The organism is Pontibacter lucknowensis (assembly GCF_900156415.1).
In the GTDB taxonomy this organism is placed as follows: Bacteria; Bacteroidota; Bacteroidia; order Cytophagales; family Hymenobacteraceae; genus Pontibacter; species Pontibacter lucknowensis.
In genome coordinates this window covers 157023-179162 of the sequence record NZ_FTNM01000006.1, presented here as the reverse complement: position 1 = coordinate 179162, position 22140 = coordinate 157023, and the positions used below count along the sequence as shown (strand labels likewise).

General features: G+C 39.4%; 19 protein-coding genes. All 19 read right to left on the bottom strand.

Annotated elements, in window-relative coordinates; translation table 11 throughout:
• Positions 1–168: 168 nt before the first annotated feature.
• Positions 169–1377 carry an O-antigen ligase family protein gene (locus tag BW972_RS17525; RefSeq protein WP_076423086.1) on the bottom strand — a complete coding sequence of 403 codons (1209 nt, stop codon included), beginning with the start codon at positions 1375–1377 and terminating at the stop codon, positions 169–171.
• Complete coding sequence (locus BW972_RS17520) at positions 1352–2431, bottom strand: hypothetical protein (protein WP_143732130.1); 1080 nt, start codon at positions 2429–2431, stop codon at positions 1352–1354. The genes BW972_RS17525 and BW972_RS17520 overlap by 26 nt, the downstream gene beginning before the upstream one ends.
• Before the next feature lie 334 nt (positions 2432–2765).
• On the bottom strand, positions 2766–3938 hold the full coding sequence (locus BW972_RS17515; protein WP_076423084.1) for a glycosyltransferase family protein: 1173 nt from the start codon (positions 3936–3938) through the stop codon (positions 2766–2768).
• A 64-nt stretch (positions 3939–4002) separates the two neighbouring features.
• On the bottom strand, positions 4003–5112 hold the full coding sequence (locus BW972_RS17510; RefSeq protein ID WP_076423083.1) for an N-acetyl sugar amidotransferase: 1110 nt from the start codon (positions 5110–5112) through the stop codon (positions 4003–4005).
• 2 nt (positions 5113–5114) lie between these two features.
• Positions 5115–5879: an AglZ/HisF2 family acetamidino modification protein gene (locus BW972_RS17505; RefSeq protein ID WP_076423082.1), complete on the bottom strand. Its 765-nt coding sequence runs from the start codon at positions 5877–5879 to the stop codon at positions 5115–5117.
• Positions 5866–6504, bottom strand: a complete 639-nt coding sequence (gene hisH, locus BW972_RS17500) for an imidazole glycerol phosphate synthase subunit HisH (RefSeq protein WP_076423081.1) — start codon at positions 6502–6504, stop codon at positions 5866–5868. The genes BW972_RS17505 and hisH overlap by 14 nt, the downstream gene beginning before the upstream one ends.
• Before the next feature lie 164 nt (positions 6505–6668).
• A complete protein-coding gene (locus BW972_RS17495) occupies positions 6669–9161 on the bottom strand; it encodes a T9SS type A sorting domain-containing protein (RefSeq protein WP_076423080.1) in 2493 nt (830 codons plus the stop codon).
• Positions 9162–9313: 152 nt separating this feature from the next.
• Complete coding sequence (locus tag BW972_RS17490; RefSeq protein ID WP_076423079.1) at positions 9314–10768, bottom strand: lipopolysaccharide biosynthesis protein; 1455 nt, start codon at positions 10766–10768, stop codon at positions 9314–9316.
• Positions 10769–10785: 17 nt separating this feature from the next.
• Entirely contained in the window at positions 10786–12198 is a 1413-nt protein-coding gene (locus BW972_RS17485) for a hypothetical protein (protein WP_076423078.1), read from the bottom strand.
• 9 nt (positions 12199–12207) lie between these two features.
• Positions 12208–12954: an oxidoreductase gene (locus tag BW972_RS17480; protein ID WP_076423077.1), complete on the bottom strand. Its 747-nt coding sequence runs from the start codon at positions 12952–12954 to the stop codon at positions 12208–12210.
• 8 nt (positions 12955–12962) lie between these two features.
• Positions 12963–14318 (bottom strand): glutamate-1-semialdehyde 2,1-aminomutase, encoded by a 1356-nt coding sequence (locus tag BW972_RS17475; RefSeq protein WP_076423076.1) that lies wholly within the window; start codon positions 14316–14318, stop codon positions 12963–12965.
• A complete protein-coding gene (locus tag BW972_RS17470; protein ID WP_076423075.1) occupies positions 14308–15063 on the bottom strand; it encodes a cytidylyltransferase domain-containing protein in 756 nt (251 codons plus the stop codon). Before BW972_RS17470 ends, BW972_RS17475 begins: the two co-directional genes overlap by 11 nt.
• The gene (locus tag BW972_RS17465) at positions 15060–16103 is read right to left on the bottom strand and encodes a Gfo/Idh/MocA family protein (RefSeq protein ID WP_076423074.1); all 1044 of its coding nucleotides are present in this window, start codon (positions 16101–16103) and stop codon (positions 15060–15062) included. The genes BW972_RS17470 and BW972_RS17465 overlap by 4 nt, the downstream gene beginning before the upstream one ends.
• 5 nt (positions 16104–16108) lie before the next feature.
• Positions 16109–17155 carry a nucleotidyltransferase family protein gene (locus BW972_RS17460; protein ID WP_076423073.1) on the bottom strand — a complete coding sequence of 349 codons (1047 nt, stop codon included), beginning with the start codon at positions 17153–17155 and terminating at the stop codon, positions 16109–16111.
• Entirely contained in the window at positions 17142–18272 is a 1131-nt protein-coding gene (gene neuC / locus BW972_RS17455; RefSeq protein WP_076423072.1) for a UDP-N-acetylglucosamine 2-epimerase, read from the bottom strand. Before neuC ends, BW972_RS17460 begins: the two co-directional genes overlap by 14 nt.
• Positions 18265–19290 carry an N-acetylneuraminate synthase gene (neuB, locus tag BW972_RS17450; protein ID WP_076423071.1) on the bottom strand — a complete coding sequence of 342 codons (1026 nt, stop codon included), beginning with the start codon at positions 19288–19290 and terminating at the stop codon, positions 18265–18267. Before neuB ends, neuC begins: the two co-directional genes overlap by 8 nt.
• Before the next feature lies 1 nt (position 19291).
• The gene (locus BW972_RS17445; protein ID WP_076423070.1) at positions 19292–19918 is read right to left on the bottom strand and encodes an acetyltransferase; all 627 of its coding nucleotides are present in this window, start codon (positions 19916–19918) and stop codon (positions 19292–19294) included.
• Positions 19911–21071, bottom strand: coding sequence for a LegC family aminotransferase (locus tag BW972_RS17440; RefSeq protein WP_076423069.1), 1161 nt, complete (start codon positions 21069–21071; stop codon positions 19911–19913). Before BW972_RS17440 ends, BW972_RS17445 begins: the two co-directional genes overlap by 8 nt.
• Positions 21072–21136: 65 nt before the next feature.
• Positions 21137–22135 carry an NAD-dependent 4,6-dehydratase LegB gene (locus BW972_RS17435; protein WP_076423068.1) on the bottom strand — a complete coding sequence of 333 codons (999 nt, stop codon included), beginning with the start codon at positions 22133–22135 and terminating at the stop codon, positions 21137–21139.
• Between the last annotated feature and the right edge of the window lie 5 nt (positions 22136–22140).

The window sequence follows — 22140 nt, the reverse complement described above, 5'->3', positions numbered from 1 at the left end:
GCATTGGGTTATGGAAAGTTGTGAGGCCTTCACTCAACACCCTGCTCCAAACGGGTCTACCTTTTTCTCTATTGATCCGATTATGGAGTATGTTGTGGTAAAGGATCTTTGAAAGATAAATTAAATGACACCCTCTAATGTTTCTTTATTGAAATTTAGCAGAATAAATTATGTATCCTTAATAGTATGGCTTAGAGATAAATACCTTATATGTGATATTATTAATCCGCTGAAAAAACCAAAGAAGAGAACGCCGGCATTTCGTGACAGAAGAACTTCTGAAAAACCAGCTAGTATGAACAAGAGGACAAAATAAATTCCAGGCCTATAGTATTTTCGACTCTGGTAAAGCAGAAAGAATAAGACAACTGCAAACACACTCATCCCTATTATTCCTAATTGCAAGAGAATAGAAAGATATTGATTGTGTGAATTATAAGTGTGAATATACTCCCAGGCTTCCGGATCACGAAACATTTGCAAAGCGACTAGTTCATCTCCAGATCCATAACCGACTATTGGTGAATTTTTAATAGCATCGATTGAGGTAGCCCAGTTTCTAAAACGGCTTCCGCCATCTGAGAGAATTATCTTATTGTATACAAAATCAATTATGGGGTCATGTAATATTACAGCTACAATGACTAACAAAATACTGGTAATTGCTTTAGCGTAGATCGGTTTAGGGTAAAATCGTAAAACCATCAAGATAATGACTGATACCACTGACATTTTCGCTTTGAATAAGAAAAATAGGGAAAGCAGCAGAAACAAAGCAATTAGTAACCTGGTGGTAGATTTTTTAAAATAGGTTGTGTCTTCGAAAGTGAGCAAAAATATCGCGAATGCAACGAATAGACCAAGGTAGGGCCTGTGATTTTTTAAGCGTGACAAATCCACAATTTCATAATCAGGCGCAGTAAGAACATACCTGAAAAAATCTGTATCAGTAGCCTGAGCTTGGTATATTGAAATGTATACTAAAAAAAGAGAACAAATTATAGCTGAAGCTATATAAGTAGTTAATATTGCACGGAGCTCAGGCTTAGTAAGCGGGGATATAAAAGTTCCGATCACTATTGGCAGCAGTACCAATGGCAACCTCATAATCACAGCCCCTTTCGCATCTTCAAGATCATCTGTATAGGTGCTTCCGATCAAGTAGAGGATAAAAAAAGCGCTAAATGCGATCAGTATTTTCTGTGAGGCGATTAAACTTGCTTTTTGCCTGAAATCGCTATCTAGCAACCATAGCATTACCAATACAGCCAGCAGTATATTGCTAAAAGTGGGGATAAGAAAGATAAAGAAAGCAAATGCCCCACATGCATACGGTAGCACTAACCTCGCTTTAGTTCGCAGATTCAGGAGCTTCATCAAGGGAGTTGAAAAAGTAGTAACCAGCTACAAACAGCACCATGCCAAATGCATATGGAGAGAATGCCTCTTCCTGAAATATGCCTTGAAAAACCATAACAATTGAAAGCAATGCTATGTAGTCTAAATTATTATCTTTTAGTACTGGATAAATTTTAAATAAGTGCCTGAAAAGCAAGTATAAGTAAATCAAAGAAAAAATACCTAAGCTGCTAAACAGTACTCCTAGCGCACTTTCGCTGCCATTATAGAATCTGGTCCAATAACCCTGGTCAGGTAGGGGAACACCGGAATAGGAGGCAAGTCTTATATCAGACAGGTTCCCCGAAAATCCGAGCCCGTTGCCAACAGTATCTAAATACGATAGACCTGAAACAAACCCAATTAAATGTTCATTGTTGGTGCTATAACCTATAGCCACGAGAGGCAACCATAAGAACAATAAAATGAATAAAGCAGCTTGTATGTTAAATTTAAATTTTTTGTTTAAATAGTATAAAACAACAAAAAAGAAGAAACCTATAAATGCCCCTTTTGACGCAACACACACAGACATGATCAGGAAGGAAAGCAAGACCATGTATATGTTTTTATTCCAGTATAATAGGATAGACAGGCAAATAACAAAATAAGCGCTCGAGATAAAGCTTTTGATAAAACCAGGAGCTCTTACTGCCTCTCCGAATGATGAAATATTGAAGTATGTATTACTGTGTAGTAGTTGAATTACTTCCTCCATTGAGGATGCATCCCCTTTAAGAGAGTAGTAATCAACATCATTCATTAAGGTGAGAAAAAGCTCCGGAAAGATAAACTGACCAACTATGCTTATAAGAGTCAGCGAGAGTAGTGTTTTAAGAATCAGTCTGAAATTCCTTTCTGTAGTGAATGATGAAAAAAAAGCACCAATCCAAAACATCATAAATACCATCGAAAACAGACGGAAGTAAACAAAGCTATTTTTAAATCCATATAGATAAACTCCAGCACCGCAGAAAATACTAAGCAGAACCATTACAAAGAATGAAGTTGTAAATAGGGTTGATTTTAGCACAAAATTTAAGCTGCGGAGGCTAAGTAGGATAAATAGCAGTGTAGTGATATAAAAGTTAGTGCCATGCAGTATACTGAATATATTACTGTCTGCGATGAGGCCAGATGAATAGGCTATCAAGGCATTTTGGTAAAGTACACTCCAGCAATAAAAATTAACCAGAAACATCTTGTACCTTGAGAAGGCAAGAAATGCTAAGACTAGTGTTAGAATAGTATAGCCGGTTATTATACTTAAGCTACATATCAGATAAATACACTGAGCAGTGACGAAGCTCAAAACTACACTTAAAAGTAGCTGAGAAATTCGCCAACCAGAACTTAACGGTGAATCTTTAGCCTCGAGTACTTCCATAAACTCTTTTGAGAAATTCCAATCTTTTTGTTTCTAAAAGATGGACATCAATAAATGGGGCTACATCTTCAAACGTAAGCTGCGTATCTCTGTATTTATAGCAGAAATCAACTACTTTATTTACGTCCTCCTGCGTTATTTCTTCCTGATTTGATAATTTCAAAACATAGTCAGGGTAATTAGCCTTTCTGGTCGCACTATCTGTGATAAAAGCAGTGTCTTCGTAGCCCAATATCATAGGTAGTCCGTAGGAAAGGCACTCTCTCACTTTCAAGGGGCATGCTTCTTCCATTTCCTTCCTGAATAGTGCCATCGTTCCAATTCCAATATGGCATGTAGAAATCACTTTGTATGTCTCGCCAGAAGGAAGAACACCGTAAAATTTTACGTTTGGAGGAGGGTTGTCAAAATCTCCTTTGCTATATCCAATTATATGAAACTCTAATTGGCTGAGTGTTGACTCAGCTATTTTTATTATTCTGTCAACGCCATGCCATGACATTCCCGGCGTGCCAATGAAAACAAGTTTTGGGATTTGCGAAGGACTACCCTCTATTGTTTTAGGTTTTAGATAATCTGATACATTGATTGAGTTAGGAACTACAGCGGTATGTGATTTATAACCAGATTTTTTTATCTGATCAGTAATCTCATGCGTCACTCCTACAACACCGTTCACTTCATTGAAAGCAAAGCGGTGCAACAGTGTATAATGTAAATATCTGAAAAGGTATTTGACACTGTTGAATCGCTGTAGTTTATATTCAGCCTGTTCAAGTGTGTTTATTTCACAAACCGTAATAAATCGTTTATTAATATGGCGTATTGTTGAACTGTAGGCAGTATTTCTGTAGTAAACCAAGTCAGGGTTATAGGCTGCTAACTTGTTTATAAGTAATTTTTGTACTTTATCAGATTTAAACCATCCTGCAAGCAATCCGGCAGAAGCACCGAGGACTTTCTCCTCTTCGATGATAGTAGTAATGGAAGATATTCGTGCTAAAGAAGTCTGAGTTGAAGGTAGTTTAGGCACAATACAAAAAAGCGCCACCTCGTTCCCTTGGTTTACCCACGTTTCAATTTGAGTTACAACTTTGTTTGTAACCCCATCATATTTTTCAACATCCAGATACAGTAAGTATGCTAACTTCATCCCAGCCTAATATATAATAGAGTGCCTAGTGGCAACAAGTTTTCCGTCGAAAACCAGAAAGCTACTATAGATTTAATTTGGTGCGAACTTTATTCAGGCGTTGATAAAGATGAATATCAGTAGGGTAGCTATCATGGGGTTTCGGACTGTCCTGAAGTATCTCGTCAAACTCAGTAAAGGTGAATCCTAATTTTTTCAGGACAAACTCTTTCTCTTCCTGAAATTCGCTCACGGACTGATAAAGTGGTTGTGCAAGTTGTTCCCTGGCTTCAGAGAGACTTATTTCATTGTTTCGCACTAGCGCAGAGATATGGGACTTGCGCTTATCAATCTTAAATTTTTCTGGTAAAATGTGCGCCTGATAGAATTTAGTGAAAAGCGATTCATAATGCTTGCCTCCATAATAGCGCCAATCATATTCCTTCTCCAGCACTTTCATAGCATCGAGTTTCCTGAAGTTGATTAGATTAAGAGGCTCCAGATAATCCAATTTATAAACCATCTTGTAAAAGATTGATTTGAAAGGCCCTATGGTAGGGAAAGACTTCAGGGTTCTATTGCCATACAACTTTTGGATAGCCTTTATATTCTGTAAATCTCCCTTGTGCCAAACCCACGAGGTAGGCAAACCATGCTCTGTGGCATAATTTGTTCCTGACAACACACACTTAATGTTGTTTGCACGGGCAAGCTTAAACATCGAAGCTTTGATGGCATGGTCAGTCAGCATCTCAATATCGACTACAGATGCCTTGAGAAATGCCCGCTGCAGATCCTTGAATTCCTCCCAGTCGATGACGTAGGTCTGGAAGTCAAAGCCAGTCTTGTTCAGTATGTTATTGATATTTGAAACAGCGAGTTCAGAGTTCCAGCCATTGTCGAAATGAACTACCAGTGGATTAAGTCCCCATTTAGCTGCCAAATGTGTTACGTAAGAGCTATCAACTCCTCCACTTATACCTATAAGGCAATCGTATTTACCTCTCTTTTTGGATTTGACATGGCTGACCAGCTTTTTGATGTTGGCCTGAACCTGCTCTTCAGTGTACCTGTATTTGGGAAGTTCAGCTGATGCTTCTACACAGTAATTACACTCACCTGCATCGTTAAACGTGATCTTCGGGTCTGAAGTATCCATCAAACAGCTTACACAGGTCTTTAAGTTTGTATTCATTATCAGTTTAATATTTTCTCCAACTGCTGGTAATTCGGATAATTGATCAGAACACCTTTGTTACCACCCTGGTAAACAAAAATACTGCCAGCCGCAGCGGCTGAGGCCCCAGCATATTTTACTACACGCTGGATATCATCTAAACCGGAGGCACCTCCGCAGGCAATAACAGGAACATTGACGGCATCCGTTATTTTCTTGATGAGTTCGAAGTCATAGCCTGAAAGCATGCCATCCCTGTCGACTGAATTGATCAGTATTTCTCCAGCTCCCTGGTTTTCAAGAGACTTAGCAAAATCCACCGGATCGAGTTTGGTGGTATCCCTTTTAGACGAGTTGAAAACTCTCAATTTGCGAAAGAAGTTCTGTTTCACGTCAATAGAGCCCACCACAGTTGAGCTACCGAATAATTTAGCCGCATCTGCAATCAGATTCGGGGTTGTAAAATTAGCGGAATTGATAGAGACTTTCTCTATACCTATCCGTAATAGTTTTCTGATCTCATCTACGGAAGTAATCCCACCGCCGTAGCAGAGTGGGATAAAACACTCTGAAGCAATATCTTTAAGATACTCAAAATTAGGACCACGACGCTCCTTGCTAGCCGTGATGTCAAGAAACATAAGCTCGTCGACCTCTTTCTCATTGTAGATCTTGACCGCATTTATCGGGTCACCGATGTAGTTTGGCGAGCTGAATTTTTTTGTTTTAACTAAGCCTCCTCCACCTTTAAGCAGCAGGCAGGGAATTACTCTAGCTTTTAACACTGATCAGATTATTTACAAGATTCTTTAAAAGGGACATCCCAAATTTATGGCTTTTCTCTGGGTGAAACTGCAGGCCAATAATATTGTCCCGCTGTATACCTGAACTGAACTTAAATCCGTAAGATGTGCTGCAAAGCTCATCGGCTTCATCTTCCAAAACGGCATAATAGCTATGCACAAAGTAATACCTCAGTTCAGGTAAATCAGTACTGAAAAAGTTTTGGGCGGTTTGTGCAGGGGTAGTCAGGTTCCAGCCCATATGCGGTACTCGCAAACGCTCTGGAGTTTTCTTGAAATTGAATTTCTTGCATGTGCCTTTTATCCAGCCAAGGCCAGCTTTTGTTCCTTCTTCACTTCCAGCAAGTAACAACTGCATGCCCAGGCATATGCCAATAATTGGAGTCTTTTGCTCCAGTACTTTTTTCTCAAGTATAGGTATAAGATTCAGCTGCTCCAGGTTTGTCATCCCATCATCAAATGAGCCTACACCAGGTAAAAAGAGTAGGTCGGCTGTCTCGATAACCTCAGGTTCATTAGAGATGACGCTTCTGAATCCTATTCGTTTGAGCATGTTTTGGATTGAGCCGGAATTGCCCAAGCCGTAGTCAATAATGCAAATGTTCATTAAAAACGGTTAATGTAAAAACTTAGCCCCTCCTTTTAACTGGCAAATATATAATGGTTTGAGGTTTTATGCCTTAAAGATTGAATAAATATAAAATTGTGCTGTATGGAAAGCACTTTGCTATAACAGAAATATTATTCAATGTCGGGACTGTTAAAATGAAGCTATTGTTTGATGATTTTCGTTGTTTTAGATTCGCCGTTGTTAAATTTTAGTGATAAGAAGTAGATGCCAGACTTAAAGTTACTTAAGTCCACTACATACCCATTTAGTGTTTCGTCCAATGTCAGACTTTTATAGGACCTACCGTCCAAACCGTGAATTAATATTTTCTCAATGGAGCCTAAATAGCTGCTTGTAGTTATTTTGATGAGATCCTTAGTAGGGTTCGGGTAGACCGTATACCCTGTTAAGCTAATTACAAATAAGTTGTATTCTTTTCTCCACGCTTTATAATTCTTATTGCCTTCCTGTTCTAAAACGAGTCTGATCAATCCGCTTTTTACTGGTATGAAGCTAGATTCATCTATAAGGTTGAGCCCATCTGCTGGAAGTATTCTTACCGGCAATCCTGCTTCTGAATATGTACTGATAGCGATGGTATCTCTCTCAACTAGCTCCAGGGGAAAATTAACTCCGATCTGTTGGTCTTTTCTGTCAACCAGGATATCGATTTTGACATTTTCTAGTGGCAAATGGTTTTTATCTCCGTCGTTTACAACAAATAGCTCCGTTGTGCCCGCATTCTTCACAAGCAGCAGGTTATCTTCGTAAACATTAGCAACACTAGTGTCTGAAACTATATATTTTACTGGAATACCACTATCTGTGGTGAAAGCTAGTTTAATAGGCTCATTGCCATATACACTTTTGATTGGTGATTTATGCTCAATGACATGTTGCTCTCTCTTATGCACAGTTAGTTCGATTGCAGATGTAAAGAGCGGGTAATATTCAGAATCTCCTGCATTTGATACAAAGATTCTGGTATTTCCGACACCTTTGAGTTGAACCCGGTTATCCGCTGTTAAGGTAGCCACTGCCGTATCGGCAATTTGAAAAGAAAGGGGCAAGCCAGAAGTTGACTCGAGCTCTAAATCAACATACTCGGTTCCATAAATGGCTGAGATTGATGAAATTTCTTTTACAAGTGACTGTTTCTGACGAAGTGTTTGAACAGCATCTTGTTCAACAATTACTAAACTAATTGTACCACTCCAAGGGGCATAATTGTCATCACCATCTTGCAACAGTTCCAAAGTAATATCACCAGGGACTAAGGGAATAATAGTATTCTCATCAATAATTTCTATATGCTCATTTGGTAAAATACTGACTGGCAAACCCGATATACCCAAGATGTTGATTTTAACAGTATCCTGTAAAACTGCTTCTGGTAGTGCTTCTGCTATGATGTATTGTTCTTGCTTTACGATTAGATCAAGATAGGTAGTATCAAGCGGGTAAAAGCCATAATCGCCTGGATGAGAAATCAGAAGCTTTGTATTCCCAGTAGCTTTAGTTTTAATCAGGTTGTTCTCTAGTATGATAGCAATAGATGTGTCTTGTACCTGAATGTGAGGCTTAAGGCCAGACGTTAGGTTAACATTAACTTCATTGGGGTCACTGTTAAGTAAAAAAGTAAAGGCATTTTCGCTTTTTACAAGTTGTTGCTGAGGTGGTTTGTAACGATAGATAGCATCTATGTCAAAGCCGGCAGATATAAAGAGAGCATTGTCATGTGTAAAAGCTGTGCTGGCATGAGTTCTGGGGAACTTAGTGTAACTTTCAAGTATATTCCACTTAATGCCATCTTCAGAATACCAAACGTTATTCGTTAACGATTCGGTACTGGTTGTCCCGTCAATGACCCAGATCTTATTATCGAATGAGATAGTTGTAAAATGAATTCTTGGGCTCCACAAAGCATTTTCAGTAACTAGCTCCCAATCAACTCCATTTTTGGTTTTCCATACATCGTTGTACATGTCCACAGGTGTGTTCCATTGCTTGTTGCCACCGCCTAGTATCCACATTTCATCGTTATGTACCAAAGAGCCATGTATTATACCTCTTGGTCCCCAAGGTGCCTGTGGGGTTTCCAATTGCCAATTAATGCCATCTTGAGATGACCAAACATCGTTGAAGGCTACGGGTGTATAAGGATTATAAGTGCCAAAGCTATCCCAAAAGCTTATGCCTCCCATGAGCCAAATTTTATCATCAAAGACGGTAATGTAGGGCGTATAACGTCTTCCCCAAGGAGCATGATCTACTTCCATAATCCAATCTATACCATCTTCAGAGGACCAGATGTCATCATACCCATCTCCGCTAAATACCCATAGCTTATCATTAAAGGCAACCATGCCAGCACCATGACGTCCTTGCCAAGTGCCGTTGCTAACTTTAACCCAATTGATACCGTCTGATGACTTATAGATGTCATTAGTAAGGGGGCCATAGGTCCATCCGCCAAGCATCCATATCTCGTCTTTGAAATGCACTACTCCAACACCATCGCGCTTAGAAAAGGGTAGTTCAGCTACTTTTTCCCAACTACTCCATAGCTTTTTTGGGTCATTAGCGAAAGTGTTCGAAACGATAGTGGAAGAAAAAAATAAAAGTAGAAGTGTAAGAATAAGCCTGTATTTCATTTGGATATTAAATATATCTAGTCAATTTCTGTGAATTGGCCAGATCAATGCACTTGATAACAAAATATCAAAGATAAAAGAAACAAATTATATTATGGAGGTTTTACTATATAAATGCTTGCCGCTACGCATAGGGGAGTGCTAACTAAGTATTATTTTTTCAAAATAGTTGGCCTAATGCTCTGGATATAAGTGAGAAAATGAAAAGGGCCTTTTAGTAGAATTGCACTTATTGACATCATTGCCAGAAAAGTGATCAACAGCTTTGAGAGAACTGAATAAACGAGATCAAGGACAACTACATGATTTGTTATCAGGCTCAAAAAGAACAATAAGGTGAACAGAAGGAAATACTTGAACGTGGGCCAATTCACCTTTTCAAATTTTTTCCCCATCACGATTGCTGTGATAGCTAGTAGCAGCTGTGCAGCTAAAGTGGCATAAGCTGCACCATGTATTCCATAATAGGGTATAAGTATTAGATTTAAACCCAAATTCAGTACGTTGGCTGAGATTGTACACACAGCTACCAGGTATACTTTTTCTTTTTTGTAAAAAAATATGCAGGAATGAATATAATAAATTGTTGTTGCTACAAATGAGAAACTAATAATTGGTAATAAAGTTAGGCTCTCCAGGTAAGCTTTATCTATTAAATACTTGAATACTTCTGGTCCCCAAATAGAAAGGCAGAAAGCACCGAAAGCTGAGACGGCAAAAAACAGAGATGCATTATTTCTGATTTGCATCTTTCCGTCTGGAAGTTCAACATTGTTGAAGTATGTGGGTACAAATGCCCTGTTAAAACTCAAGGATATTACATCCACGGGGTAACTCAGTTGGTATCCTAAGTAATATAAACCCGTGGCATGTGGATTTAAGAGTCCATTTAGCAAAAAGCGATCCAGTGTAAGTGCTAAGTGACCTGCCAGCGAGTGCGGGATCAAAGGTAATGTATACTTTAGTACGGTTTTTACAAAGCGACGCTCAAAAGTAATAACGAAGAATTCCCTTAAGTAATACAATCCTATGCAGGAGAAGATAAATGCGGAGATAAGTGTTGCAGTCAGAATTCCTATTCCCCCAAATTCAAAAATAACTACGAATGTAATTGTTAATGCCAAATGGGTTAAAAAATAACCAATGCTTAAAATTGAAAATGCTTTAGCATTCTCAGTAGTTTGGTAAAAGCCTAGAACTAGTAAGTAAAAAGGCTGAAATAATAAAATTAATAGGCCAAGGAATATATATGGGTAAAAATCTACATTGGGTAGTACCCAATTGAATAGGGGAGGACCCGCAATCATGAAAAATGTAAATGCAAAAAGCGAATTAGCTCCAAGCGATATAAATAACGTGCTTAACTTCTTTTTTAGCTCTTCTTTATCATGCTTATGGTCATAGTAGAATCGTACTATAGCTGCATCAAAAGAAAGCGTAAAAAGGACTGTAAGAATTGCAATAGTAGCTAAGATAAGCGAAATGATACCATATTCCTCAGGGTCTATAAATATAGAATAGACGGGAATCAGGAAGAAGGCTACTCCTTTTTGAAAGACAGTAGTAAATGTATAAATGAACGAATTTTTACTAAATGAGCTAGCCATTAATGGTTTAGGAAAGGCTAAAGGGATTCAATGAATTTTTTAAAATTGTTCTGCCAATCTTTTGACCAAACATCCTCTGTGCTACTAGCATCATTCCTTTTAACTTTAAGTAAAACCTGAATTTGGTTAAGGTCTTCTATATCAACAATAGTAACTGCTTTATCAGGAAAAGTAACCTGTGGATTTTGTGCAGAGCGATAGCTGATAACTGTTTTATTAGCGAAAGCCAGAGCCTCATATAGAACAGTCGAAATATCACCAATTATGCACTGAGATTCACGAATGGAATCATACACATTGGTATTCTGATCAATATACATACCCAGACTTAATAACTCGCTATATTTCTCCTCCACATTCATCTCGAGTGGGTGCGGTCTAAAAATTAATTTAGTATCAGAATCTCTTAGTCCATTCATGATAATATGGAGCACCCGCTTCGTTTCCTGGTAAGTATTGCCAGAGCTTACAAATAATATTTGACTTTGATTAACTTTAGAGGACTCCTTAGATGCATTAATTTGGATGGACGGCTTGCCTATTGCTACTTTTTTGGAAGGCAAATTAATTTCTTCTGACCAGAAATTACCATAAGTTAAAAAATAGTCCGGTAAATACTGTTGATAATCAGTAGACTGCGCTACATTGTCGGCATAATTATAAGCCATATGGCCTTTCCCAACAAAGCCATGCTGTATTTCTCCGACTTTAATTCCACGATCCTTTGCTGCCTTAACTACATAAGAGTTAGTACCGTAAGCAGCATCCTCGACAAAGATAATTTGAGGCTTCTTTAGATTAAAAAGCCTACTGAAAAGAAAATACTGAGCTTTCGCCTTTAAAAGCTGCTTTGTCAGTAGTTTATCTAATTCATTAGCGTCTTTGTCACTAAGTTGATTGAATGTTTTTCTAGCACTATGAATGATACTACTTATCTGAGTTGCTTCTTGTGCATTTACACGGATTAAACCTGATTTTATTAAAAAAATGTAAATAATCTCAAAGCTAACAGAGGCTGCATGTTGTTTATGAATTCGCGGATACTTGAAATCATAAGTATTATACTGCTCAATGATATAACTTTCCTTCTCAGCTAGTAGCAAAAGATCGTCACTAACCCGGTTATAATACTTTCCTTCTTCATTTCTAACGTTAGTGACTCCAGAACCGAAATACAGAAACTTTAAATTTGGGACGAATAGGAATTTAAAACCATTTTGTAAAACAACAGCCTTAAGTAAAAGTCTTAATGATTTTATACCAAGACTTCTTTGAGTCTTTAGAGATTCAAAGTTACTGGAGAAATCATTAATGTATCTAAATAAAGGATATCGTAAAACAGGCCATAGCAATAGACCTTCTTTAGTTTTAAAGTTTGTAGGGTGAAGCCTACTTTCGAAAGAAAGAAGTTGATCTAATGTTATTGACATTATTTTTTACTATATCGCTGTCCAGCCGCCATCTACCAGTAAGTTATGCCCTGTAATGTAAGAAGATTCATCAGTTAGGAGAAAAACGATAGGGCCCATGATATCTTCGGCATTGCCCATTCTTCTCAAAGGAACCTTACTTCCATAGCTTTCAACAAAGCTAGCCGGTTGGTTATCAAATATACCTCCGGGAGAGACGCAGTTAACTCTTATGCCGTAGGGGCCGTAGGCTGCTGCTAGATACCTCGATAAATTGTTTATGCCCCCTTTGATAGCAGCGTAAGCTGCAGGCATGGTCATATCTGTACCATCATAAACAGTAAAGTCAGGGCCAACTAATCCGTAAATGGATGACATATTAATTACAGAGCCGCCTTTCTGTTTTTTCATGGTCTCCAGAACCTCTCTGCAGCACAGGAAGTAGCCGTTTAAGTGCATATCTACATTCATCCGCCAGGAGTCGAAGGGAATGTCCTCTATTTTTAATCCCCAGTCTTTTGTTCTTGGATATGCATTATTGATCCATCCATCAATCCTGCCGAACTTTGATATTATGGCTGTAATGGCTTCCTTTACAGACTCCTGGGAAGTAATGTCCATTTTTATCTGAAACACTTCCTGATCTTCAGATTGGTCAAATTTAAGGTCTGCACCAATTACAGTAGCTCCCTGCGCCTTGCATGCCTTGCTAATTTTTTTGCCCAAGAGACCATTACTTCCTGTGACAACAACTATTTTGTTCTCTAATCGAAACATAATAAGCGCTAATTAAACTGTCTGAAAACGGGCTTGATAACAGGGGAGGAGAGGTAGTTATCTATACCATTAGACAATGCCTGGGCGTAGACTTCTAAGGCCTTATCAACTGCATGTAACGTTATATCTAATTCTTCTTGCTGATGGGCGTAAGATAATGAGATGTACGGCATAAGAACTCCTTGTTTTATCATTTCCTGTGAGAACAGAGTTCTGAAAGCAAGGGATACATCTTTGTTCTGGTCCCTTGTTATATAATTTGGAGAGACCCCATAGCCAATTATCTGAAATTGATCTTGGATACCGTGTTTTTCTGCAATGGAATTTATTCCATGCACCAGCTGATTTCCATAAGTCCAAAAATGGCGGATAACTTGCTCACGTTGTAGAATTTCTACTGTTTTGATAAAGGCTCCTAGTGCGCTCATTTCTGCGCCATGGGTAGTGGATGTCAAGAAAACACGTTCCTTACCTTCATCCAATATACCCCCTATCTCCATAATCTCTCTTTTACCGCCTAGAGCTGCTACCGCAAATCCGTTTGCCATTGCCTTACCAAAGGTGGTTAAGTCGGGCTTAACATTATAATAGGTTTGAGCTCCCTTCAAATGCCACCTGAAACCGGTAATCATTTCATCCAGAATAAATACTGCACCGTTTTTCTGGCACGCCTTCTGAACTTTGTGAAGAAAATTTTCGCCTCCGCTAGCACAGTCTTCGCAACCACTCACTCCCTGTTTATGATCAGCTGGGCAAGGACCCTCCAAAGAAGCGGGCTCTAACATAACAGCTGCGATTTCGCCCTTGTATTGATCAAAAAGGCGCTCGAGACTGCTTATATCATTATAATCAAAATGAAGCGTTAATTGCCGGTATTCTTCAGGTATACCTCTTTTTAGTGGGGTAGATCCAATGAACCAGTCATCGTAAGAAAAGAAAGGGTGTTGCCTGGGAATACATACATATTTTTTTCCGGTATAGGCTCTGGCTAGTTTCAAGGCTGCTGTTGTAACAGTAGAGCCATGTTTGGCGAATTTAACCATCTCCACAGCTGGGATCGTATCGATAAGAAGCTCGGCTGCAGCTAACTCCGTGGTAGTGGCTCTGGTGAGATTATTCCCTTTTAAAACTTCCTGGTATACAGCTTCAGCAACTTCTGGATTCCCATATCCTATATTTACTGAACGTAATCCCATACCATAATCTAAGAACTTATTTCCCATTGGATCCCATACATAGCTTCCTACACCCTTCTCGAGTATAGCAGGCGCATTGGATGGGAACTGGTCGTCACCTCTTGAGTAGGTATGTGCACCACCCGGAATTGCTTGGTGAAGTCTTTTGCTGTATAAACTATTGCTCATCTTGCTCTTTTTCTATCTGATTATGGAAGTTTGTCCAATAAATGTCATTTAGTTGCTCGTTTAAACTGTAGAATTGCTGTTCAATTACAGTCTCAACAATATCCTGATCCGTTGCAGTTATTATTTTATCAGGAGTGTAGCTATTTAGTACAGACTCAAAAAAATTAGCATCCTCAGGGTAGTCCAGTGTAAATCTTAACGGTTCTGCAGTCAAGGGTTGAAAAGGTATTATATAAGGAGCCGCAGAAAATATTCTGCCCCAACCTGTTTCCAAGACATCATGGTTATCAGCAACAACCTCTTTCAAATAACTTGTTGAGAAACCGCTAGCGTTCATACCTAATGGCAGCCCTTCAGTTTTTACATAGCTCTTACCATCACGTAATGCTTCGTATACCTTTTTACATGCCTCAGGAGAACACAGTATGTCGTCACCGTCAACAGAGATGACTGCATCCCAATTTCTGGCAGTTGCACACTCCTTCAAGCGTAGAGGTATATTTACATCGTTTCCGTAAAATACACTTACTCCGTTTATTGATTCAAATTGGCTGAATGTACGATTTAGAGCTGTATCAGAAGTCGTAATGCATACTTCAAGCTCTAGATGATCAATCTCGTGCGCAAAAGTATCCTTTAAGCGAAGAATCAGCCACTCCAGAAAAGGCTTACCAGCTGCTTTGATCAAATGCTTTTGAGTGAGCCTGCTAGACTCCAGTCTTGCAATAATTGAAATACCTATCATACGGTAGTATAATCTATGTATCTTTTCTCATTCCATGATTGCTCTATTGTATAAAGCAGTCGCAATACATTTCTATCGTATTCTAAATCATTGAAGAATTTTTCTTTGCCAAGTGCGGCATTCAAGAAGTTGCCTAATTCATCAATGTACATTTGTTCAGTTATATTTTTATTATAGCCTTCATGTGCCTCGATGGAATCATATTTGTAGGAGTCCCATTGATTTGTGTCAGGATTGAAGACCTCAATCGACTGATCCTCCCACGACCAGCGTAGCTGTTTTTTGCTACCGTTTATTAATAGTTTTCTCGTGCCGTATCGTGAAACTACATCAATCGCAAGGTTTATCAATAAACCATTTTCATAGTGAAGAATAGCATTGTATGTGTCTTCGATTTCTTCAGCACCCTCTATTTCAATGGTTTTAAGATAAGACCCAACCACATTCTGTGGGAAACCGAATAGTTTCGTTATCCAAGTGAGCTCAAAAGGAACAATTTCTCGTGCACCGCCCGTCTCTTTTTGAGAAACATAGTATTCGGATACCTTTTCATAAGTATGCCAGTCAGGCAGATACTGTCCTGAATGGTATGTTACATTGGTTACCTTCCCTAACTCCCCTGATTTAACGATTTCATATATTTTTCGAATCCCATTATGGAAGTACAATGTTCCAGAGGGGGCTGCTACAAGATTATTCTCATTAACTGCTGCAATGATGTTATCTAACCCATGATCTACCACACTTGCCTCTACGAAGAATGGAATTCCTAATGAAACTGACAATTCCATATAGTGATGATGAATCGCTGGAGGCACAGAAATGACAAAGGCATCAAAACCATATTGTTGGATTGTATTAGTATCAACAGTCTCCAAACTAGTTATGTCGTACTTGTCCTGAGCTTCTTTGCGTCTATCTGGTCGGCTATCATAACCTACAATATTCTTAACACCCAGAGCTCTTAAATTTCTTATTCGGCGTTTACCCATCGATCCCAACCCGACAACAAGAACTTTTAGGCTTTCTACAGATTTCATTAATATTAGAATTTTATATGGTGAATGTCTTCCTGCGCTTTTTTATAATCTTCCGGTTTCCCGATATCAAGCCAATATCCCCGTAGGGGGTAAGAGTTGATTTTCATATTATTTGATATGAGTAATTCCATAAAATCAGTCGCATTATAAAACTGATTTTTAGGGAGCATATCTAAAGCCTCTTTTTTAATTAAATAGATCCCTCCATTGGAGTAATAAGTATAAGTAGGCTTTTCTTTAAAACTAACGACATGGCCATTACTGGTTTCCAGGACCGCGTAAGGTATATTGACAGAATAAGGTATAGTAACAACTGAGAGTGCTGCACCGCTTTTTATAAAATCCAGGAAGAAATCTTCGTAATCCAGATTGGTTAATATGTCGGAATTAGAGACTAAAATGTAGTCGTGCTGAAAATCCGTTATTTTGCTTACTGCGCCAAGCGTTCCTAATGGTTCATTTTCCCACACATACTTTACATTAATTTGCTTGTGGTGACCATTATTAAAATAAGCTTCAAGTTGTTCACCTAAGTATCTGACAGAGATCCAGATATCGTCTATACCATAACTGGCGAGTCTGTCAACATTATGCTCAATAATGGGTTTGTCGCCGATTTGTAAGAGGGGTTTAGGGGTTGAATCAGTCAATGGTTTCAATCGTTCGCCACGACCACCGGCCATCAATACGGCATCAACTGGTAAATAGGATTTAAGGAATCTAAAGTTGATGATATTAACTATCTCACCACTTGAATTGAGGACAGGTATTATTTTGAAACTTTTGTTTCTATAATCAATTACATCATCAATATTATAAGCACCTTTGATCAGAAACTTAGGGTGAGGATGGATGAAACAATCTACATTGTCTTCCAGTGTTCTACCTTTTAGAAAGCCTCGTCTGACATCACCATCCGTTAGAGAACCAATTAGCTTATCATTTTCATCTACGACAAAAAGAATGGCATCAGCCGCTAGTTCATCTAATTGAGACAAAGCAGCTTTGATTGGAGAATTTGTACGTATGAGATGTTTTTTAGAGCTTATCACTACGGTTATGAGTTTTTAAAATATTAACAATATTCATAGCGGCTCCCCCTTTATAGTAGGGGTTTTCACCACTAAAATCTCCCGCCTCTATTAGCCTGCTAATAGCTGTTTTTAAACTGTTTGCTTCAAAAGGTACATGTATAACATTTTCTCCTGCAAGCCTTCCTTTTTGCCTGTTTCCGACATTAATGACATATTTATTGAAAGAGGCTGCTTCTATTATCCCACTCGATGTATTTCCAAATAAAAACTTACAATGTTTCATGCAGGAAAAATAGCTTTGAGTCCCAAAGTTTTCAACAAGCATTAGTTTATTACCAAGCGTATACTTAAGAGCATTGAACCCTTGACGAAAAACACTACCGTTAGTATCTGCATTAGGTAATGTTATTACTATCTGATGATCTAGAGCCATAAAGTTAATAGCCTCTATCACTTCTCTCAGGTAGTTAATATTTTTTTCTGAATCAACAGTTTCGGGATGAATTGTGACAAGAGCAGTTGGAATATTTAAATCAATGCTCCACTTAGCTTTAAATTCCTCTTTGGTTAATAATTGAAGAGAGTTTAGATTATCAAGGCTAAGAGCGCCTGTAACAAATATATTGTCTGAATTACCTACTATATCTGCAACTCTGTTAGCGAATGCATCCTGTGAAACAAAGTGCAAAGTTGAAGCCAGTGTAATGGCATGTCGGTAGATATTATCAATAGCTCCTAGTGTAGTTTCACCTCCATGTAGGTGAGCAAAATTTATTTGAAAGGGGATACCTGCTGCGACAGCACCAAACATTTCATAACGGTCGCCAAGGCAGAAAACCACATCAAACTCTGTATGATGCTCGTTCCAGAAGTCAGCAAACTTTAATGACGTTAAGGCGCTCGCGGTTGAGATGGAATTAGCGTCGTCATGCAGAAGCATGGAGTTTACCTTATACCTGACATCAAAGCCATCATCAACAATACATTGCAAGGTATAGCCATGAAATTGAGATAAGTGAGTGCCAAATGCAATGATAGACACCTCAAATGTGCTGTCATTTACAAGTGCCTGTAAAAGGGGCTTGTAAATACCATAATCTGCCCGTGAGCTTGTTAATACACCGACCCTAATCATTGATTACAGACCATTTAAGCTTTTCTCCTTCAATTAAATGCTGATTGGATTTTCTTCCAAGCACCAAGGGTAGATCCATCGGAGATATGCCATCCCCAGGCCTTTTCATGATCAAATTGGTAAGTGTAAATACTTCACCGGGTTGAATCTCTGTTTTTGTATGAATGCTTTTTCGTGCTATTTCCTTGTTTTTGGCCTCTGAAACACTAGGCTTTTTTTTCCCGCTACCACTTAAAGCTTTTTCAATATTACGAATTGAATCAACCATCGCTTTTAGTTCTGCCGGTTCCAATGATGCTTTATGATCAGGGCCAGGCAGGTTTCTGTCAATAGTAAAATGCTTTTCAATTACTGTTGCTCCAAGTGCTACAGCTGCGATTGGAACCTCTATACCTAGTGTATGGTCAGAGTAGCCGGTCTTAACACCAAAGGTGATTCCAATGGTGTTCATAGCTTTTAAATTAACATCCTCCATGGGTGTAGGGTACTCTGTATTGCATTGCAGAACAGTGATGTCAAGGTTAGGCTGCTGCTGTAGCAGCACATCAAGCGCAGCTTCTATTTCGCTGATCGTAGCCATACCTGTTGAAAGTATAACTGGCTTTTTCTTACTAGCAACGTGCTGAAGGTAAGGGAGATTGGTTATTTCGCCTGAGGGAATTTTAAAAAAGTCTATTCCAAGTTGGTACAGGAAGTCAACACTCTCTTCGTCGAAACCTGTTGAAAGAAACTTTACGCCTGCTGAGTTGGCATAGTGCAACAGTTCGTGATGTTGAACTTCGCTCAATTCTAGCTGCTTGAGCATATTGTATTGCGAAGAGTCACTGTCCTGCATGTTATTCGCCTGGTAAGCCGCCTTTTTTGCTTCTTTACTAACAAGCTTATCTGCTTTGAAGGTCTGAAACTTCACATAGTCCACACCAGCCTCAGCGGCCACATCTATGAGTTTTTTTGCCAAGCCCATGTCACCGTTATGGTTTACACCGGCTTCTGCTATAATGATGGTCTTATTTAGCATTTTACTTTACTAATTTTCCAGGATTCCCAACCCACTTTTCGTTATCTCCAATATCATGCAGTATAACTGCTCCAGCGCCGACCGTTACATGGCGGCCAATGCGAACACCTTCTTTGATTACTGCATTAGCCCCCACAAAAGAGCCACTGCCTACAGATACATTACCTGCCAGCACAGCGCCAGGGGCAATATGTGCGAAGTCGTCAATCTGGCATTCGTGCTCAATTACTGCGCCCGTATTAATAATAACGCCTCTTCCTATTCTGGCTAGTGCATTTACTTTGCACCCGGGAGCTACTAGAGTACCTACACCCACAGTAGCAAGCGGTGATACAATAGCTGAGGGGTGTATGATAGCCAATGTGCGCAGTCCCTTAGCCAGCAATTTATCCATTAGAGCCGCCCGTAGCCTGTTAGCTCCAATTGCAATGAAAAAATGCCTTTCCTCTGCACGCAAGAGTGCAATATCATCAGTATTATTCTCATCGCCTAAGTAAGCTAATTCAAAAGGGTTCAGGTTTTTCGGGGAGGACTCAAAATAACCCAGAAGTTGAAGCCCTATGGCTCTTGCACTGTCAGCCACTACATAGGCGTGTCCTGAATATCCGATTAGTCCTACCTCAGGCATTGTTCCGCACACTACTTGGAATATTTACAAGGCGGTCTTCAATATATTGACTCACTTCAAGCCCATCGTGCTGGCAGTCGGTAAACATGACCAGCTTGTTCATTAATGTCCAGGTGGGCCTTGTCATTACCTTGTGTTCGTTTGTATAAGCAAGAAACTCATCTCTCTCGGCTCTGTCAGACAGTAATATAGCATTGAGCCAATAGTTAGCTTTTGCTTCAGGAAGTTCCATTATAAATGGAATTTCCTCTCCCTTGAAAAAATTACTGTATCTACCAGCCAATTCTCTTTTGTTAGTTACAAAACTATTAAGTTGCTCTAACTGGGCGCAAGCCAATGCCGCATTTAGATTAGGCATGCGATAGTTGTAGCCTACATAGTCATGCGAAAACTCCCAGGCATGTGGCATTTTAGCCTGAGTAGTCAGGTGCTTTGCCAGCTTAGCCAGGTTCTCATCATTTGTGACAATAGCACCGCCACCGCCACTAGTCAGGGTCTTGTTACCATTAAAGCTGAAAACTCCAAGTTGTCCGAAGCTACCAGTATGACGGCCTTTATAATAGCTGCCCAGAGATTCAGCGGCATCTTCAATAAGAGGAATGTTCCATTGCTTACAAAGAGTAGCTATGCGTTCAATCTCACAGGGCAGTCCGAAACTATGCATAGGTACACAGGCTGCTATTCTTTTTTTGCTGCTTTTATTGTAGGGTTGTCCTTCTTTAAGCGTCACATGTTTCTCAAGAAAATTCTGAAGCTTTTCTGCGGACATGCCCATCGTAGCAGAGTCTATGTCAATAAAAACTGGGGAGGCACCTGTGTAGCTGATCGCATTGGCAGTGGCTATAAAGGTAAAGGCCTGCGAGAGCACTTCTTCCCCTTGTTTAACTCCAGCCACAAGCAAAGCCATATGGAGTGCCGATGTACCATTTACAGTTGCCACAGCAAATTTGCTACCCGTGATCGAAGCCATCATCTCCTCAAACTTGTTTACATATGCTCCCACCGATGAAACAAATGTCGAGTCAATAGCATCTAATACATACTTCCGTTCATTGCCTATAAACAAGGGCTCATGAAGAGGAATAAAATCCTTGTCAGGAAATTGAGTACGAATGAAATCGACTACTTTTTGAAATTTGTGATGAACGGGCATATAAACCAGAATGCAATTTAGTTGGGAAACAGGAGGAAATAGAACTATGGACCAGCCTCAGTCTTTTATATATTGTATATGTCTGCTTTGTACTGTTTCAGGTTCTCTTTATCACTGAACCACCCGATTGTTTCCGCAAGTCCTTGTTTCAGGCTGTATTGCTGCTCCCACGGTGTATAAGATTTGATCTTTTCATTTGAGCCAAACAATCTGAAAACTTCACTCTTGGAGGGCCGAAGTCTCTCTTCATCTGACAGTATGCGAGCGCTGGGGTTGATCTGATTAATCATCTCCTGTGCCAGGTCTCCTATAGATATCTCTGACTGAGTGGCAATATTAACTTCATGACCAATCAGATCGTCACACTTCGCGATTTCAACAAAACCGTTTGCCGTGTCTTTTACATAAACAAGGTCGCGGGTAGGGGTGAGGTCGCCGAGTTTGATCTCTTCCATGCCGTTAAGTAATTGGGTGATAATGGTAGGAATCACCGCCCTTGCAGATTGCCGTGGACCATAGGTATTGAAAGGTCGCACAATCGTAACAGGCAGATCGAAGCTTCTGTAAAAGGAATCGGCTATATGGTCTGCACCAATTTTAGTAGCAGAGTATGGTGACTGTCCTTGTTTAGGGTGCAGTTCTGTAATTGGCACGAATTGAGCCGTACCGTATACCTCAGAAGTAGATGTAACAAGAACCCGTTCAATATTGAGGTCCCGGGCCGCTTGTACAACATTAAGGGTACCTTTGATATTAGTGTCTACATAACTGTCTGGGGAATGGTAACTGTAAGGTATAGCAATTAGGGCAGCCAAATGAAAAACTACATCCACTCCCTGCATAGCAGTTCGTACCCCGTTGGGGTCACGGATGTCACCCGAGAAAATCTCTAGTTTATCTTTTGTAGCTTTAGGTAAAGAGTCAAGCCATCCCCACGAATTAAATGAATTATAATATACAAAAGCTTTTACCTGGCAGCCTTCATTTAATAGTCTTTCCGTTAAATGGCTGCCAATAAATCCGTCGGCCCCGGTTATGAGTACTTTTTTATCTTTTAAATTCATTCTTT

Coding starts and splice junctions, on each gene's coding strand:
- BW972_RS17525 (WP_076423086.1), bottom strand. CDS start 1,377: ATGAAGCTCCTGAATCTGCGAACTAAAGCGAGGTTAGTGCTACCGTAT.
- BW972_RS17515 (WP_076423084.1), bottom strand. CDS start 3,938: ATGAAGTTAGCATACTTACTGTATCTGGATGTTGAAAAATATGATGGG.
- BW972_RS17510 (WP_076423083.1), bottom strand. CDS start 5,112: ATGAATACAAACTTAAAGACCTGTGTAAGCTGTTTGATGGATACTTCA.
- hisH (WP_076423081.1), bottom strand. CDS start 6,504: ATGAACATTTGCATTATTGACTACGGCTTGGGCAATTCCGGCTCAATC.
- BW972_RS17495 (WP_076423080.1), bottom strand. CDS start 9,161: ATGAAATACAGGCTTATTCTTACACTTCTACTTTTATTTTTTTCTTCC.
- BW972_RS17490 (WP_076423079.1), bottom strand. CDS start 10,768: ATGGCTAGCTCATTTAGTAAAAATTCGTTCATTTATACATTTACTACT.
- BW972_RS17485 (WP_076423078.1), bottom strand. CDS start 12,198: ATGTCAATAACATTAGATCAACTTCTTTCTTTCGAAAGTAGGCTTCAC.
- BW972_RS17480 (WP_076423077.1), bottom strand. CDS start 12,954: ATGTTTCGATTAGAGAACAAAATAGTTGTTGTCACAGGAAGTAATGGT.
- BW972_RS17475 (WP_076423076.1), bottom strand. CDS start 14,318: ATGAGCAATAGTTTATACAGCAAAAGACTTCACCAAGCAATTCCGGGT.
- BW972_RS17470 (WP_076423075.1), bottom strand. CDS start 15,063: ATGATAGGTATTTCAATTATTGCAAGACTGGAGTCTAGCAGGCTCACT.
- BW972_RS17465 (WP_076423074.1), bottom strand. CDS start 16,103: ATGAAATCTGTAGAAAGCCTAAAAGTTCTTGTTGTCGGGTTGGGATCG.
- neuC (WP_076423072.1), bottom strand. CDS start 18,272: ATGATTAGGGTCGGTGTATTAACAAGCTCACGGGCAGATTATGGTATT.
- neuB (WP_076423071.1), bottom strand. CDS start 19,290: ATGCTAAATAAGACCATCATTATAGCAGAAGCCGGTGTAAACCATAAC.
- BW972_RS17445 (WP_076423070.1), bottom strand. CDS start 19,918: ATGCCTGAGGTAGGACTAATCGGATATTCAGGACACGCCTATGTAGTG.
- BW972_RS17440 (WP_076423069.1), bottom strand. CDS start 21,071: ATGCCCGTTCATCACAAATTTCAAAAAGTAGTCGATTTCATTCGTACT.
- BW972_RS17435 (WP_076423068.1), bottom strand. CDS start 22,135: ATGAATTTAAAAGATAAAAAAGTACTCATAACCGGGGCCGACGGATTT.